The 14,755-nt window shown below is 67.7% G+C and carries 18 protein-coding genes; 4 read left to right on the plus strand and 14 right to left on the minus strand.

What is annotated here, in order from left to right:
• Positions 1-13 precede the first annotated feature (13 nt).
• Positions 14-520, plus strand: a complete 507-nt coding sequence (locus E5206_RS01245) for a MarR family transcriptional regulator (protein WP_136320896.1) — start codon at positions 14-16, stop codon at positions 518-520.
• A 59-nt stretch (positions 521-579) separates the two neighbouring features.
• The gene (locus E5206_RS01250) at positions 580-1,218 is read left to right on the plus strand and encodes a class I SAM-dependent methyltransferase (protein WP_136320897.1); all 639 of its coding nucleotides are present in this window, start codon (positions 580-582) and stop codon (positions 1,216-1,218) included.
• Between the two features lie 70 nt (positions 1,219-1,288).
• Here the strand turns inward: E5206_RS01250 and E5206_RS01255 are convergent, their stop codons facing one another.
• The 4 genes from E5206_RS01255 to E5206_RS01270 are packed head-to-tail and all read right to left on the minus strand — an operon-like array spanning position 1,289 to position 5,648.
• Positions 1,289-2,065: an enoyl-CoA hydratase gene (locus E5206_RS01255; RefSeq protein WP_136320898.1), complete on the minus strand. Its 777-nt coding sequence runs from the start codon at positions 2,063-2,065 to the stop codon at positions 1,289-1,291.
• Positions 2,066-2,123: 58 nt separating this feature from the next.
• Positions 2,124-3,065: a 3-hydroxyisobutyrate dehydrogenase gene (gene mmsB, locus E5206_RS01260; RefSeq protein ID WP_136320899.1), complete on the minus strand. Its 942-nt coding sequence runs from the start codon at positions 3,063-3,065 to the stop codon at positions 2,124-2,126.
• Positions 3,058-4,149 carry an enoyl-CoA hydratase/isomerase family protein gene (locus E5206_RS01265; RefSeq protein ID WP_136320900.1) on the minus strand — a complete coding sequence of 364 codons (1,092 nt, stop codon included), beginning with the start codon at positions 4,147-4,149 and terminating at the stop codon, positions 3,058-3,060. Before E5206_RS01265 ends, mmsB begins: the two co-directional genes overlap by 8 nt.
• Positions 4,149-5,648: a CoA-acylating methylmalonate-semialdehyde dehydrogenase gene (locus tag E5206_RS01270; protein ID WP_136320901.1), complete on the minus strand. Its 1,500-nt coding sequence runs from the start codon at positions 5,646-5,648 to the stop codon at positions 4,149-4,151. The genes E5206_RS01265 and E5206_RS01270 overlap by 1 nt, the downstream gene beginning before the upstream one ends.
• Before the next feature lie 202 nt (positions 5,649-5,850).
• Between E5206_RS01270 and E5206_RS01275 the strand changes: the two genes are divergently transcribed.
• Positions 5,851-6,657, plus strand: coding sequence for an exodeoxyribonuclease III (locus E5206_RS01275; RefSeq protein WP_136320902.1), 807 nt, complete (start codon positions 5,851-5,853; stop codon positions 6,655-6,657).
• Between the two features lie 31 nt (positions 6,658-6,688).
• Positions 6,689-7,600, plus strand: coding sequence for a hypothetical protein (locus E5206_RS01280; protein WP_136320903.1), 912 nt, complete (start codon positions 6,689-6,691; stop codon positions 7,598-7,600).
• 30 nt (positions 7,601-7,630) lie between these two features.
• Here the strand turns inward: E5206_RS01280 and E5206_RS01285 are convergent, their stop codons facing one another.
• The 10 genes from E5206_RS01285 to E5206_RS01330 all read right to left on the minus strand — a co-directional run bounded on the left by E5206_RS01285 (position 7,631) and on the right by E5206_RS01330 (position 14,744).
• Positions 7,631-8,698 (minus strand): LacI family DNA-binding transcriptional regulator, encoded by a 1,068-nt coding sequence (locus E5206_RS01285; protein WP_136320904.1) that lies wholly within the window; start codon positions 8,696-8,698, stop codon positions 7,631-7,633.
• Between the two features lie 107 nt (positions 8,699-8,805).
• Positions 8,806-9,012, minus strand: coding sequence for a hypothetical protein (locus tag E5206_RS01290; RefSeq protein WP_136323901.1), 207 nt, complete (start codon positions 9,010-9,012; stop codon positions 8,806-8,808).
• A gap of 74 nt (positions 9,013-9,086) precedes the next feature.
• A complete protein-coding gene (locus tag E5206_RS01295) occupies positions 9,087-9,974 on the minus strand; it encodes a carbohydrate ABC transporter permease (protein ID WP_136320905.1) in 888 nt (295 codons plus the stop codon).
• On the minus strand, positions 9,971-11,008 hold the full coding sequence (locus tag E5206_RS01300) for a sugar ABC transporter permease (RefSeq protein WP_136320906.1): 1,038 nt from the start codon (positions 11,006-11,008) through the stop codon (positions 9,971-9,973). The genes E5206_RS01295 and E5206_RS01300 overlap by 4 nt, the downstream gene beginning before the upstream one ends.
• Before the next feature lie 7 nt (positions 11,009-11,015).
• Complete coding sequence (locus tag E5206_RS01305) at positions 11,016-12,305, minus strand: ABC transporter substrate-binding protein (protein ID WP_136320907.1); 1,290 nt, start codon at positions 12,303-12,305, stop codon at positions 11,016-11,018.
• A 175-nt stretch (positions 12,306-12,480) separates the two neighbouring features.
• A complete protein-coding gene (locus E5206_RS01310; protein WP_136320908.1) occupies positions 12,481-13,092 on the minus strand; it encodes a hypothetical protein in 612 nt (203 codons plus the stop codon).
• Positions 13,089-13,718, minus strand: a complete 630-nt coding sequence (locus tag E5206_RS01315) for a DUF6286 domain-containing protein (protein ID WP_136320909.1) — start codon at positions 13,716-13,718, stop codon at positions 13,089-13,091. Before E5206_RS01315 ends, E5206_RS01310 begins: the two co-directional genes overlap by 4 nt.
• Positions 13,715-14,098, minus strand: a complete 384-nt coding sequence (locus E5206_RS01320; RefSeq protein ID WP_136320910.1) for a hypothetical protein — start codon at positions 14,096-14,098, stop codon at positions 13,715-13,717. Before E5206_RS01320 ends, E5206_RS01315 begins: the two co-directional genes overlap by 4 nt.
• Entirely contained in the window at positions 14,095-14,286 is a 192-nt protein-coding gene (locus E5206_RS01325) for a hypothetical protein (RefSeq protein WP_136320911.1), read from the minus strand. Before E5206_RS01325 ends, E5206_RS01320 begins: the two co-directional genes overlap by 4 nt.
• Positions 14,283-14,744: an Asp23/Gls24 family envelope stress response protein gene (locus tag E5206_RS01330; RefSeq protein ID WP_136320912.1), complete on the minus strand. Its 462-nt coding sequence runs from the start codon at positions 14,742-14,744 to the stop codon at positions 14,283-14,285. Before E5206_RS01330 ends, E5206_RS01325 begins: the two co-directional genes overlap by 4 nt.
• Positions 14,745-14,755 lie beyond the last annotated feature (11 nt).

Here is a 14,755-nt window from a genome sequence, read left to right on the forward strand (position 1 = left end):
AGCAAGGGGTGCCGTGGGAACTCCGCTGCCGCGTGACCCGATTGCCGATGCCCGGCTGAACTGGGAGCGGCACGGCTGGGGCGATGTTGCGGCGCCGATGGCTGCCATCACCGCCATCATGCGGACCCAGCAGATCCTGCTGGCCCGGATCGAAGCGGCCCTCAAGCCGTTCGGGCTGACCTTTGCCCGGTACGAACTGCTGGCCCTGCTGAGTTTCGCCCGCAGCGGCGCGCTCCCGATGAACAAGGCGAGCGCTCTGCTGCAGGTCCATCCCACCTCGGTGACCAACGCCGTCGACCGGCTCCAGGACGCCGGGCTGGTGCTCCGCTCGCCGCACCCCACCGACGGTCGCACCACCCTGATTGAGCTCACCCCCGAGGGGCGCGCCCTGGCCAAGCGTGCGACGGCGGTGCTGAACTCGGAGGTCTTCGGCCGGTCCGGTTTCGAGGAGCACGACGTCGACCAGCTGATCCGGATCCTGGGCGCCTTCCGCCGGAATGCCGGGGACTTCAGCAGCTGAGCCGTACACTTCGTCTGCGGGGCCATCGGTGGGACGGAACCGGAACCAAGGAGAGCTGCATGGAATTCGATGAATCGTTCTGGGACGAGCGGTACCGCCTGCCCGGCCAGCACGGATCCGTGTGGAGCGGGCAACCGAACCCCCAGCTGGTGGCCGAAGCCGCGGATCTCGTGCCCGGTTCCGCGCTGGACGTCGGGGCGGGAGAAGGCGCGGATGCCGTCTGGCTTGCCCGCCGTGGCTGGCGGGTGACGGCGGTGGACATCTCGTCCGTGGCCCTGGCCAGGGCAGCCGCCGCGGTGGAAGATGACCCGGAAACTGCCGCCCGCATCAACTGGCAGCACCAGGACCTCACGGCCTCCCCGCCCCCGGCCGGGACCTTCGACCTCGTCTCGGCCCAGTACCTGCACCTGCCTGCACCGCAAAGGGATGGGGTGTACCGCCGGCTCGCCGCGTCGGTGGCCCCCGGCGGGACGCTGCTGATCGTGGGCCACCACCCCTCGGACCTGGAAACCAGCGTGCGCCGGCCCTCTGCACCCGGGTTGCTCTTCACCGCCGAGCAGATCGCGGCGGACCTCGATCCACGCGAATGGGAGATCGTAACCTGCGTGTCACGGCCGCGGGCCGAGGGCGACCCCGACGGCACCCCGGTCACCGTCCAGGATTCCGTGCTCCGCGCCAGGCGCAAGGCGCGGGCCTAGCAGGCGCGCCGCCCGAAGCCCCAGGACTGGCCCGGGGGAACGCCTCAGGGCCAGGCCCGGCCTCCGCCTGCTAGCGCTGCTTGAATTCGGCCTGGCGCTTCCCGCTGAACGCCGCCATGCCTTCCTTCTGGTCCTCGGTGGCGAACAGCGAGTGGAAGAGGCGGCGTTCGAACAGCACGCCCTGGCCCAGCCCGGTCTCGAAGGCGGCGTTGACGGCTTCCTTGGCCAGCATCGCCACGGGCTTTGACTTGGACGCGATCAGCTCCGCGGCCTTCAGCGCCTCGTCAACGACGTCCGCGGCCGGCACCACGCGGGACACCAGCCCGGACCGTTCGGCCTCCTCGGCCCCGATGAAGCGCCCGGTCAGGATCATGTCCATCGCCTTGGCCTTGCCCACCGCACGGGTCAGCCGCTGCGAGCCGCCCATCCCCGGCAGGACGCCCAGGTTGATCTCCGGCTGGCCGAACTTCGCGTTGTCCCCGGCGATGATGACGTCGCACATCATCGCCAGCTCGCAGCCGCCACCGAGGGCGAAGCCGGACACCGCCGCCACCACCGGGATCCGCAGCCGGGTGAAGTCCTCCCAGCCACGGAACCAGTCCGCCGCGTACATCTCCATGTAGCCCTTGGACTGCATCTCCTTGATGTCGGCACCGGCCGCGAAGGCCTTCGCGGAACCGGTGACCACAACGGCGCCCACCCCGGGATCCGCGTCCATCTCCGTCACCGCTGCCACCAGTTCATCCATGGTGGCCTTGTTGAGGGCGTTCAGCGCCTCGGGCCGGTTGAGCGTCACGAGGCCCACCCGGCCGCGGCGCTCCACCAGAATGTTCGCGTACTCTGTCATAGGTGTCCCCTTTGGCTGGTGCCCGTTCAGGCTGCTGGTCAAATCTGCGGGTTCCGCGCTAGTGCGAGGACTTGTCCCGGATGTCGGTGATGATGCCGGAGAAGTCCCGGCCCGCACCGCCTTCCGCGGCAAAGGTATCGTAGATTTCCGAGGCGAGGGGGCCCAGCCGGGCGGCGACGCCGGTGCTTGTCAGGGCGTTCAGCGCCAGTTTGAGGTCCTTGGCCATCAACGCGCCGGCGAAGCCGGGCTGGTAGTCCCGGTTGGCGGGGCTTGTGGGAACCGGCCCCGGCACGGGGCAGTTGGTGGTCAGCGCCCAGCACTGTCCGGAGGCCGCGGAGGCGACGTCGAACAGCGCCTGGTGCGTGAGTCCCAGTTTCTCGCCGAGCACAAAGGCCTCGCTGACCGCGATCATCGAGACGCCGAGGATCATGTTGTTGCAGATCTTCGCGGCCTGCCCCGCGCCGTGCTCCCCGCAGTGGACCACGCGCTTGCCCATCACTTCGAGCATCGGTTTGACCGCCTCGAAGTCTTCCGACAGCGCGCCGACCATGAACGTCAGGGTGCCTGCCTCGGCGCCGACGACGCCGCCGGACACCGGCGCATCCACCGCGCGGTGGCCGGCCGCGATGGCCAGTTCCGCCGCCTCACGGGCCTCGTCCACGTTGATGGTGGAGCAGTCCAGGAACATGGTGTCCGGTCCGGCGGCCTCCAGCAGCCCGGGTTGTCCGCCCGTGCCCCGGTAAGCGTCCAGCAGGTGCCTGCCGCTGGGCAGCATGGTGAGCACGACGGCAGCACCGGCCACCGCCCCGGCCGCCGTGTCCGCGGTGGAGATGCCGTGTGCCCGGGCAGATTCCAGCGCCGCCGGCACCAGATCGAAACCGGTCACGGAGTAGCCGGCCTTGACCAGGTTGACGGCCATCGGACCGCCCATGTGTCCCAGGCCCAGGAAGGCGATCGTGCCCTCGGCCCGCACGGGCTCAGAGCGTGTGGTCTCAGACATGATTGGTCTCCTTTGAAGATAGCTGCAGTTCACGCTCGCCCAGCGGCGCGAAGTAGGCCTCGACGTCGTCGCGGCTTACCTCCGCGAGGGTGGCAGGCTGCCAGTGCGGGGTGCGGTCCTTGTCCACCACCTGCGCCCGGATGCCCTCGCGGAAGTCGGGGCCCTCGAGGAAGCGCAGTCCCACCCGGTATTCCTGCTCGAGGGCCTCCGCCAGGCTCAGCCCGCGGACCCGGCGCAGGGATTCCAGCGCCACCTTCACCGCGGTCGGGGACTTGGCCGCGATCGTCTCGGCCGGGCCGGCAGTCTCTCCCCCAAAGGCGCGCAGCCGGCGCAGGATCTCCTCGGCGTCGTCACCTGAATAGCAGGCGTCGATCCACTCCCGCTGCCGTTCCAGCGTGGAGGCCGGGGGCTGCTCCGAGAAGCGCGCGACGGCGGCTTCCACCGGTTGGGTTTCCAGTGCCGCCGCCAACTCCGCCAGGCGGCCGGACGGCACGAAGGTATCCGCGAGCCCCAGGAACAGGGCGTCCGCGCCGTCCAGATGCGCGCCGGTCAGCGCCGCATGCGTGCCGGACTCCCCCGGCGAGCGGGAGAGCAGCAACGTTCCGCCGACGTCGGGCACAAACCCGATCGTGGTTTCCGGCATCCCCGTCCGGGTGCGTTCGGTGACGATCCGGACCGAACCGTGCGCGGAGATCCCCACGCCGCCGCCGAGGACCAGCCCGTCCATGAACGCCACGTACGGCTTGGGATAGGCGGAGATGAGGGAGTTCAGCCGGTATTCCTCGGCCCAGAAGTCCGCCGTCGCGTTGCCGCCGTCGAGTATGTCCCGGTATATGGCGACGATGTCGCCGCCGGCGCAGAGTCCCCGGTCGCCGGCGCCACGGACCAGCACCGCGGCCACGGAGTCGTCGTCCGCCCAGAGCGTGAGCTGCTCCAGCATGGCCGACACCATGCCCGCGGTGAGGGCGTTGACTGCCTGGGGCCGGTTGAGCGTGATGACGCCCAGCCGGCCGCGCCTTTCAAAGAGAACTTCGTCGAACAGGGCTTCAGCAGGCAGCGCGTCCCCGGCGTGTTTGCCTACCATCAGCTTCCTTCCGGCATCACGAAGCTGGTGCCGGTGCGGATGCCTGAGGGCCAGCGGGTGGTGACGGTCTTGGTCTTGGTGTAGAAGCGGAAGGCATCGGCGCCGTGCTGGTTGAGGTCACCGAAGCCTGAGGCCTTCCAGCCGCCGAAGGTGTAATAGGCGATCGGCACCGGGATGGGGACGTTGATGCCGACCATGCCCACCTGGACCCGGCTGGCGAAGTCCCGGGCGGAGTCACCGTCGCGGGTGAAGATGGCCACGCCATTGCCGAATTCGTGTTCGCTGCACAGCCGGAGGGCCTCGTCGTAATCCTCCGCGCGGAGCACGCTCAGCACCGGGCCGAAGATCTCCTCTTTGTAGATCTTCATCTCCTTGGTGACGTTGTCGAATAGCGTCGGGCCCACCCAGAAGCCGCCCTCATAGCCCTCGACCTTCAGGCCGCGGCCGTCCGCCAGGAGGCTGGCGCCTTCCTCTACGCCGGCCTGGATGTAGCCTTCGATCCGCTCCTTGGCGGAGGGCGCCACGACGGGTCCGAAGTCCGAATCCCCGGCCAGGCTGTGGCCGACCTTGAGGTCCTTGATCCGTTCCTGCAGCTTGGACACAAGCGCATCGGCGGTGGCCTTGCCCACGGGTACTGCGACCGAAATCGCCATGCAGCGTTCGCCGGCGGAGCCAAACCCGGCGCCCATCAGGGCATCGGCGGCCATGTCCAGATCGGCGTCCGGCATGATCACCATGTGGTTCTTTGCCCCGCCGAAGCACTGCGCACGTTTGCCGTTGGCGGCCGCGGTGGCGTAGATGTACTGGGCGATCGGGGTCGAGCCGACGAAGCCGATCGCCTGGACCCGGGAGTCCTCCAGCAGCGCGTCGACGGCCTCCTTGTCCCCGTTGACCACGTTGAAAACCCCGTCCGGCAGCCCGGCCTCGGTGAACAGTTCCGCGAGGCGGAGCGGCACGGAGGGGTCCCGTTCGGAGGGCTTGAGGATGAAGGAGTTGCCGGCGGCGAGGGCCGGACCGGACTTCCACAGCGGAATCATGGCAGGGAAGTTGAACGGCGTGATGCCGGCAACGACGCCGAGCGGCTGGCGCATCGAATGGACGTCGACCCCGGTTCCGGCGCTGTCCGAAAACTCGCCCTTGAGCAGGTGCGGGGCGCCGGCGGCGAACTCCACGACCTCGATGCCCCGCTGGATGTCGCCCTTCGCGTCCAGGAAGGTCTTGCCATGCTCGGAGGACAGCAGGGTGGCGAGCTCGTCCAGGTTCTGGTTGACCAGGTCCACGAACTTGAGCAGGATCCGGCCGCGGCGCTGCGGGTTCATCGCGGCCCATTCCAGCTGGCCCTTCTCCGCGCTGGCGATCACGTTGCGGACCTCGTCGGTGCTGGCCAGCGGGACCCTGGCCTGGACCTGGCCGGTGCACGGATCATACACATCGCTGAATCGGCCCGATGTGCCTTGTACGTGCTGTCCGTCTATGTAATGGGAAAGTTCACGAACCATGGTCGAATGCTCCTTTGCACCTGTGGTTGCCTGATGTGGATCCGGCTTTGATCGCCGGCCACGACTGCCGGCATGATGTCCTGGCCGGTTGTGATCCAGGTCATCCCTGCTGCTGAATATACTCGGACTTCCTAGTAATTTCCAGAGGGGCCGGACCGGGCCGCCGCTTCGTCCGGCAGCCAAATTCGGTAAGTTAGGAACTGTGAAGATTGCTACCTGGAATGTGAATTCGCTCCGTGCCCGCGCCGACCGCGTTGAGGCATGGCTTCAGCGCACCGACTGTGATGTCCTGGCCCTCCAGGAAACCAAGTGCAAGGACGAGAACTTCCCCTGGGAGTTGTTCGAGAAAAACGGCTACGAGGTGGCACATTTCGGCCTGAGCCAGTGGAACGGCGTGGCCATCGCTTCGCGCGTCGGCCTCGACGACGTCGAACGCACCTTCATGGACCAGCCCGTCTTCGGCAAGGGCGGCAAGGACGAGGTGCAGGAGGCCCGCGCGATCGGCGCCACCTGCGGCGGCATCCGGGTCTGGAGCCTCTACGTCCCCAACGGGCGGGCGCTCGACGACGAACACATGCCGTACAAACTCAGCTGGCTGGACACGCTGCGGTCCCACGCCGAGGGATGGGTCCGGGATGACTCCGAAGCGCAGATCGCGCTGATGGGTGACTGGAACATCGCCCCGCAGGACGAGGACGTCTGGGACATCGATTATTTCCGCTCCGAAGGCCTCACCCACGTCAGCGAGCCGGAACGGGCGGCCTTCCATGCCTTCGAAAACGCCGGATTCACGGATGTTGTCCGCCCGCATGCCCCGGGTCCCGGGGTGTACACCTACTGGGACTACACCCAGCTGCGGTTCCCGAAGAAGGAAGGCATGCGGATCGACTTCATCCTGGCCTCCCCCGCGCTGGCTTCCCGGGTCACGGGCGCGATGATCGACCGCGAGGAACGCAAGGGCAAGGGCGCCTCCGACCACGCCCCCGTGATTGTGGAGCTGAGCGACTGATGCCGGCCGCCCAGGGAAGCGTTGTGGTCCGATGACGGGAAACCTCTACCGCGGGCAGGCCGGCTTGCCGTTCTCTTCCGCGCTTCGGATCTATGAACCCCTGGACGCCTTCCCCGAGGAGCAGCAGGAGGTCCTCCGGGCGGCGGCGGCCGGGACGGCTTCCCGTGCGGCTGTGGAGAACGCCGAGCTGTTGGCCTCCCTGGGCCGCATCACGCGCCCGGGCGGGGATCCCTTTCCCACCGGGCGCACGGATCTCGTGCGCGTTGTTGTGGCACCGGCAAAGAAGGGTTCCGTCACGAAGCAGGCTGCCGGTTCCCTTCCCGGGCCCGTCTCCGCCGCGCAGCCCGAGCGGCTGCTGTATTGCCCCAGCCAGCTGGTCCTCCGGGCAGGGCTGGCCGCAAATGCCCTGATGGAAGGGATCCACGGGCCGCTGGCCCAGCTGCTGATCCCGGAGGAACAACGCGAACGGCACCAGGAACGCATCGACGAGGCCCGGTCCCACGACGGGCTGGGGCGAGTCCACACCCGGGCGTCGACCTGGGGCATCCCGTTCAGCTGGTTCTGCCTGTTCCAGGAATCGGACCCCACGGATGTTGTGGAGTCCGAGGGGCACATCGTCACCGTGCGCATCCGTGCGACGATCAGCGAGGCCCTCGAGAGGGTCCGGTACGCGGTGGCGCATCTGGCCCTCGCCGCCCCGGACCTGGACATGCTCGAGGACCTGACCCAGCTCACGGAGTGGCTTGAGCTGTTCCACCGGGATTCCGTCGTGGAACTCGATTACGGCGCGGTGGCGGACAAGGTCTACCCGGACGATTCCCCGCTGGACGTCCGGCTCGGCATCGAGTGCCTTGCCGAGGGCGACATGACCGGGGCGGCCGCGGCCTACCGCCGGCTGGCCTCACGCTGGATCCCGATCCGGCAGCTGGCACGCGCCTCCTGAGCTGCCCGGGCCAAGATTCCTGCGCGGTTCCTAGCTTGCAGGCTCCCCGGACCGGGGCGCCGCCGTCGTTCTCCTGATGATCAGTTGGTGCGGCGCCACGGTGGAGCGCACCGCTCCTTCAATGCCGTCGAGTTCATCCAGCAGCATCTTGGTGCCCAGCTCGGCCTGTTCGTCCGGGAGCTGTCCAACGGTGGTGAGCCCCACGGCTTCAGAAAAGTCGTGGTTGTCGATTCCGATCACCGAGAGGTCCGCCGGAACCCGGACCCCGGCCCGGCCGGCCTCGAAGATGACCCCCATCGCCATCTCGTCCGAGGCACAGAAGATTGCGGTGGGCTTCGCGCCGGGCCTGTCCCAGAGCCGGTGGAACGCTTCCTGCCCGCTGTGGACGGTGAAGTCCCCCCACTGGTCCCACTCCCGCCGGACGTCCAGCCCGGCTTCCGCCATCACGTCCTGGAAGGCCTTGATCCGGACCCGGGGAACGTCGAAGTTCAGGTCCGTTTCGTCGTCGCCGTGCAGGAGCGCGATGTCCCGGTGACCGAGACCGATGAGGTGGCGCACGGCAGTGGAGGCCGCGGCGTAGTCGTCGATGCCGATATACGGGCATTCCTCGACGTGCCCGCCCACGACGACCAGCGGGATGTCGATCTTCTGGAGATGCTCGATTTCCTCGTGGGTCAGCGCCATGCACAGGACCAGCAGCGCGTCGATCTGCTTATAGACCATGGTCTTGCTGAAGAGCCGCTCGCGGTTGCTGCCGTGGCCGCCCAGGTTGAAGAGGGAAAGGTTGTACTGGCGGGCGTGCAACTCCCGGTCCGCGCCCTCGATCGCCTTGGAGAAGAACCAGCGGCTGACGAAGGGAGCCAGCACTCCGATGGTCCGGGTCCGGCCGGTGGCCAGTCCGGACGCCGAGGAAGAGGCCACATAGCCGAGATCCGCCGCGATGCCGAGGATTTTCTCCCGGGTGGCCGGCGATACCCGGGGCAAGCCCCGGACGGCCCTGGATACGGTGGCGGTGGAGACCCCGGCGGCGGCGGCAACATCCTCGATGCTGATGCCGGAGTGCCCGCCGCGCTGCGCCCTGTCAGTTGTCCGTGCCACCGTGTCCTCTTGTCGACTGTCCGCAGAAGCCTATCGGCTGTCCGCGGAAGTGCCTTCCCCGCATCCCCCGTGACGACGCATATGACGGCGACTCCAGCGCCCGCCCGTCAGCTGCGCCGGGTCGCCGTCCGGTGCGGCAGCCGCCGCCGCAGCCTGGTCATGCCGTACAAAGCCAGCAACATGCCCAGCAGTCCCAGGGCCCAGCCGAGGGCCGGCTGGCCGGTCACTTCCATCCAGAGTGTGACCACCAGCAGCACGACCGCCCAGAAGCCCAGGAAACCGATGATGATGTCGAAGTCTTCCCCGGAGCGCACGCGCCGGTGTACTGACCGGACCTCCCCCGGTTTGCGCCGGCCCGGGGCCGGCTTGCCCCGGGCCGCGAAGGGTGTCACTTGACTGCACCCGCCGTCAGGCCGGCCACGATCTTCCGCTGGAAGACCAGCACCAGGACCACGAGGGGAATGGTGACGATGGTGCCCGCCGCCATGATGGCGGTGTACGGAATCTGGTTGGGCTGGGCGCCGGCGAAGCTCGCGATGGCCACCGTCACCGGCTGGGTCGCATCGCTGGAGAGCTGGCTGGCGATCAGGAACTCATTCCAGGAGGAGATGAACGCCAGGATCGCCGTGGTGAAGATGGCCGGGGCCGCCAGCGGCATGATCACCTTGCGGAACGCCTGCCCCTGGGTGCAGCCGTCCACCCGGGCCGACTCCTCGAGCTCCCATGGCATCTCGCGGAAGAAGGACGTCATGGTGTAGACGGTGAGCGGGAGCACAAAGGAGATATTCGGAATGATCAGCGCTTGGTAGGTGCCGATCCAGTGGATGTTCGTGAAGAGCTGGAACAGCGGGGTGATGAGGGCAACGCCCGGGAACATCGAGGCTCCCAGGATGAAGCCCAGCACGAGGAACTTGAACCTGAAGTTCAGCCGTGCCAGCGCGTACGCCGCGAACACGCCGAGGATCAGCGAGACCAGGGTGACCACCAGGCCGATGAACACACTGTTGAGCAGCGCCTGTCCGAACCGGTTGCCGAAGGAGGTGTCGAAGGCCGTGTTGAAGTTGTCCAGCGTGATGTGGGTGGGCAGCAGCGAGGTGTCGTAGGTGAAGCCGACGTCCCGGAATGCGGTGACGACCATCCAATAGGCCGGCGCAAGGCACCAGATGAGGATCACGGCGGCACTGATATAGGTCCGCCCCTGCGCCCACTTCTCCCGGTTCTGGGAAAGCTTCCGGCCCCGGTCCTGCTGGGCCCGCAATGCTGTCGCGGTGCTCATTTCTTCTCCTTGGCTGCGCCGGTCTGCTGCTCCACGACATTCGCGCCGAGGAACCGGACGAAGATGAAAGCGACCAGAAAGATGATGATGAACGTGATCGTGGAGAGGGCCGCCGCAGCATTGAAGCCCTGCCTGATCTGGTTGATCACCAGGATGGACAGGGTGGTGGTGTTGTTCGCGCCTCCGGTCAGGATGTAGGGGAGGTCGAACATACGCAGGGCGTCCAGGGTACGGAACAGGATGGCCACCATGAGGGCCGGTTTGACCAGCGGCAGCGTGATCATCCGGAACCGCTGCCAGGCCGTGGCGCCGTCAACCTTTGCCGCTTCATACACTTCGGCCGGGATCATCTGCAGGCCTGCCAGGATGAGCAGCGCCATGAACGGCGTCGTCTTCCACACATCCGCGATGATGACCGCCCACTTGGCCGGCCACTCGCTGCCGGTCCACAGGATCGTGGTGTTGAACATCTTGTTGGCGATGCCCTCGAAGGCGAAGATGAACAGCCACAGCTTGGCGGTGACGGCGGTAGGGATGGCCCACGGCACCAGCACGGCGGCGCGCACGGCGCTGCGGCCCTTGAAGGTCCGCGCCATGATGATGGCCATCCAGAATCCAAGCACGGTCTCGAACGCCACGGTCACCACCGAGAAGAAGAAGGTGGTGGCGGTGGCCGACCAGAACTGCGATCCCAGGGTTCCGGGCGGGCAGGCCAGTGTTCCGCCGCCCGGGGCGGAACACTGCTGGGCCAGCCAGTTGACGTAGTTCTGGACGCCGGCCGGGCCGCCGGCGGTGAAGAGTCCTGTGACCGGGTCAAGGCCTGCGTCCTTCTGGAAGGACATAACGACGGCGCTGACGATCGGGTAAACGATCACAATCGCAAGGGCGATGATGGTCGGTGCCAGGAGCCACGAGGCCCACCGGCCCTGGCTCGCGATGCGGTTGTCTTCCCCCACGCCGTTAGGTGCGCGGTGGAGCGGGGTCCCGCCCGACGCCGGTGCCTTGACCGGCGTCGGGCCCAATTCGGTTGCCATGGCTGAACTACTGTCCCGCGCTGGCTGACTCGATGGACTTCTGCATGTCAGACAGTGCGGCGTCCACCGGCTTCTCCCCCTTGATGGCGGAGTAGGCGTTTTCCTGGATGGCCTTGGTCACGGCCGGGTAGAACGGGGTGACAGGACGCGGCACGGCGTTCTCGATCGAGGTCTTCAGCACCGGCAGGTACGGCAGCTTCGCGACGAGGTCCTTGTCGTCATAGAGCGCGCCGAGCACCGGAGCCAGGGAGCCCTGGGTGGCGAAGAACTTCTGGGTTTCATCCGTGGTCAGGAATTTGATGAAGTCCAGGGCCGTGGCCTTGTTCTTGGAGTACACGCTGACGGCGGTGTTGTGACCGCCCAGCGAGGAGGCGCCCGGGCCGTCCTTGCCCGGAAGGGCTGCCATGCCGAGCTTGTCCTTCACCGCGGAGGAACCTTCAGTGGTGGCCAGGTTGTACACGTACGGCCAGTTGCGCAGGAAGAGCAGCTTGCCGGATTGGAAGGCCTGGCGGGATTCCTCTTCCTTGTAGGTGATGGCTTCCTTCGGAATGTTGCCGTCCGCATAGGCCTTCGCCAGGTTGCCGAGACCGGCCTTGGCCGCGTCGGTGTTCAGGCTGGGCTTGCCGTCCTTGTCCAGCACGGAACCGCCCGCGGAGTTGATCGCCTCGGAGGCGTTCACCGTCAGGCCCTCGTATTTGGAGAACTGGCCCGCGTAGCAGCCGATGTTGTTGGCCTTGGCGATGGAGCACATGCCCATCATCTCGTCCCAGGTCTTGGGAGCCGTGGGCACGAGGTCCTTGCGGTAGTACAGGATGCCGCCGTCCGAGGACTGCGGTGCCGCGTACAGGATCCCCTTGTAGGTGGCGCCGTCCACCGTCGGCTTCAGCATGGCGGAGGTGTCGACGGCCATCTTGTCCTTGAGTGGCTGCAGCCAGCCCTTGGCCGCGAATTCCGCGGTCCAGACGAGGTCGACGCTCATGACGTCATAGCTGGTGGAATCCTTGGCCTGGAGGTGCTGGACGAGGTCATCGTGCTGCTGGTCCGCCTGGTCGGTCTGCTCCTTGAAGGTGACCTTCTGGTCCGGATGGGCAGCGTTCCACTTTTCGATGAGCGGGCGGACCACGTTGCTGTTGTCCTTGCCCTGGACGTAGGTGATGGGGCCGCGCCCGTCCAGTCCGTTTTCGGCGTCGGACCCGGCGCTGGTGCCACCGCCGCCTCCTCCGCCACCACAGGCGGAGAGCGTGAGGACTAGAACGCCTGCTGTGGCTACGGGAAGTAGGAACGTGGGTGTTTTCATATGTGGGTGGCTCCTCGCTGAGTACCGGATAACGGCGGTGCAGTTGGTGTGGTGACCATCACACTAATCACCATGCGGTGAGGAATGCAAGCGTTTACATCAACCTTTACCCAAAGGAGGCCTGCCCTGCGCGGGCCGCATCCGGGCCTGTTTCCCGGGCCGCACCGCCCGGCCGTCAGCGGACGCGCTCGGCCCGCCCGAACCTGGACCGCGCGCCGGAGCCGATATGGATCAGCACCGGCGTCCGTTTGCCGATCACGGCGTCGAGCGCCTCCACCAGCGCGGAGACCTCCGCGGCGAGGGTGTGCGGGGCCACGCCCTGGCGCGGCTGCACCCGGATCTTCAGCGCCGGTTCGCCCCGGATCTCGTAGGTGGCGACGGTGGCTCCGGCCAGATCCGGGCGGTCCGCAAGCGCCGCCCGGAGCGCCTGTTCGGCGACGCCGCTGCCGATCCGGACATCCCCGGGCACCTCCCCCGGATCCTCCTCAGCCACCAGCAGGTTGGCGCGGCCCTTGCCCTGCTGGGCGACCCACGCCACCATCACCGCGATCACCACCGCCAGCAGCAACACGATGAGGATCCACAGCCAGCTCTCCGGCTGTCCGGGGAACCTCGTCCGGTCGAAAAGCCCGCGCACGGTGCCCCACACCCCGGCCGACCATTCCCGCCACCAGGTTCCGACGGCCGGCACGCCCGCCAGCAGGATCAGCAGGAGGCCGATCGCAAGGAGCGTGATTCCGAGGACGCCGATCAGGATGCGGTTGAGGATTCTGGGGGTGTTGTTCATGCCCCGATCACCCCCGCGGTGGCCACGTTGATCCGGACCTCGGGCAGGGGGGATGGCCTCATCTCCTGGAGTTCGCCGCGCACGGCGGCAAGGACTGCGTCGGCGTCGAGGGGGACGCCTGAGGTCGGGCGGATGTTGACGAGCACCCGGTTCCTGGACACAATCACCATCACCTGTTCCTGCGTTACGTTGGCGGCCAGCCGCGCCCGGCGCGCGAGGGCGGAGGCGATCACCTCATCATCGACGACGACGGCGGCGCGGCGGTCCTGCAGGAGGTGGCGGGCCCGGCGCCCGGGCAGCACCGCATTGAGGAAGAAGAACAACCCGGCCATGACCAGCACGGCGCCGGTGACGCCGAGCAGCAGCGGCGGCACGCCGTCGGGAAGCGCCACGATGTTCTCCGCGGCGGTCTGGGGATCCACCAGCCAGGGCGGCTGGCCGACGGCCCGGACGGCGGTTTCAAGGAGGGCGTAGCCACACAGCACAATCACCAGGACGGCTGCGATGACGGAGGCAACGGCCCTTGACGAGCTGCTCTCGCGCTTAAGGATCCGCTCCAGATCCGCCCCCGTCCCGGGGGTGCGCGATTCGTTGCCGGCGTGGCCGTTTTCAGTATCCTGGCTCACCGGACCCTCCGTCGTTCAGTGACGGCGGCGCCGCTGATACGGATGTCCACGCGGCTCAGTTGTGCCCCGCTGAGCTCGGTGACGCGCCGCAGGATATTCCCCTTGGCGGCCACGGCCCGGTCCCAGATGGAGCCGCCAAAACCCGCCACCCGCCCCGGATCACGCAGGACGGCGGGCAGTGCGGGGACGGCGATCGGGGTGATGAGGGACAAAGCCAACAGGCCGTCGTCGTCGGCCCAGTCGGCACGCACGTCCTGCGGCGGGACGCCGAGGGCCTCCGCGGCGGCGGCCCTCGCCACACTGGTCAGGGCCTGGGTGCTGATCCGGTTGTGCCCGGCCAGCCCGGCGCGGGGGGACACGGCCGGGCCGGTGCCGCTCATGAGGAGGAACGCCGGCCCGTGAGGGCATCGAGCACGCTGCGCAGGTCAAGTTTCCCTTCCGCGGCCCGGCCAAACAGGGCTCCGATGCCCATGAACAGCAACGCGCCCAGGAAACCCCAGACACCAAATTGGAAGGACATGAAGGCCACGAACGCGCCTGCTGCGATCCCCACTACGGTCAGATTCACTGGATTGGCTCCCTCGCCGGCCGGACCTCGCCCGGGGCGGCGGGCTTCGCCGGGCCGGGCACGTACACGTCGTTGATCTCGATGTTAACCTCGATGACCTGGAGTCCGACGAGCTCTTCGACCGCCGAGTAGACAGCGGCACGGATCTGGTCCGCCAGGGCGTGCAGCGGCGTGCCGTAGACCGCCACGAGGTCGATATCCACGGCCACCTGCGTTTCGCCGACTTCCGCGCGGACGCCGGCAGCATGGTCAGAGCTCCCGACGGCGTCCCGGATGGCGCCCAGGGCCCGGGACGGGCCGGATCCCAGGGAGTAGACGCCGGGAACCGAGCGGGCGGCGATGCCGGCGACCTTGGCGACGGCCGCCTCGGAAATCACGGTGCGGCCGCTGGCCGCCGCCATCACGGCAGGCGGCCCGGCTCCGGGGCCGGCAACGGGTTGAGGATTCTGGTATTCCATGAGGCGCTCCC

This window comes from Arthrobacter sp. PAMC25564 (assembly GCF_004798705.1).
In the GTDB taxonomy this organism is placed as follows: domain Bacteria; phylum Actinomycetota; class Actinomycetes; order Actinomycetales; family Micrococcaceae; genus Arthrobacter.

What these genes read in the sequence shown, in the direction of transcription:
- E5206_RS01250 (WP_136320897.1), top strand. Translation starts at nt 580, where the DNA reads ATGGAATTCGATGAATCGTTCTGGGACGAGCGGTACCGCCTGCCCGGC.
- E5206_RS01255 (WP_136320898.1), bottom strand. Translation starts at nt 2,065, where the DNA reads ATGACAGAGTACGCGAACATTCTGGTGGAGCGCCGCGGCCGGGTGGGC.
- mmsB (WP_136320899.1), bottom strand. Translation starts at nt 3,065, where the DNA reads ATGTCTGAGACCACACGCTCTGAGCCCGTGCGGGCCGAGGGCACGATC.
- E5206_RS01265 (WP_136320900.1), bottom strand. Translation starts at nt 4,149, where the DNA reads ATGGTAGGCAAACACGCCGGGGACGCGCTGCCTGCTGAAGCCCTGTTC.
- E5206_RS01270 (WP_136320901.1), bottom strand. Translation starts at nt 5,648, where the DNA reads ATGGTTCGTGAACTTTCCCATTACATAGACGGACAGCACGTACAAGGC.
- E5206_RS01280 (WP_136320903.1), top strand. Translation starts at nt 6,689, where the DNA reads ATGACGGGAAACCTCTACCGCGGGCAGGCCGGCTTGCCGTTCTCTTCC.
- E5206_RS01295 (WP_136320905.1), bottom strand. Translation starts at nt 9,974, where the DNA reads ATGAGCACCGCGACAGCATTGCGGGCCCAGCAGGACCGGGGCCGGAAG.
- E5206_RS01300 (WP_136320906.1), bottom strand. Translation starts at nt 11,008, where the DNA reads ATGGCAACCGAATTGGGCCCGACGCCGGTCAAGGCACCGGCGTCGGGC.
- E5206_RS01305 (WP_136320907.1), bottom strand. Translation starts at nt 12,305, where the DNA reads ATGAAAACACCCACGTTCCTACTTCCCGTAGCCACAGCAGGCGTTCTA.
- E5206_RS01310 (WP_136320908.1), bottom strand. Translation starts at nt 13,092, where the DNA reads ATGAACAACACCCCCAGAATCCTCAACCGCATCCTGATCGGCGTCCTC.
- E5206_RS01320 (WP_136320910.1), bottom strand. Translation starts at nt 14,098, where the DNA reads ATGAGCGGCACCGGCCCGGCCGTGTCCCCCCGCGCCGGGCTGGCCGGG.
- E5206_RS01330 (WP_136320912.1), bottom strand. Translation starts at nt 14,744, where the DNA reads ATGGAATACCAGAATCCTCAACCCGTTGCCGGCCCCGGAGCCGGGCCG.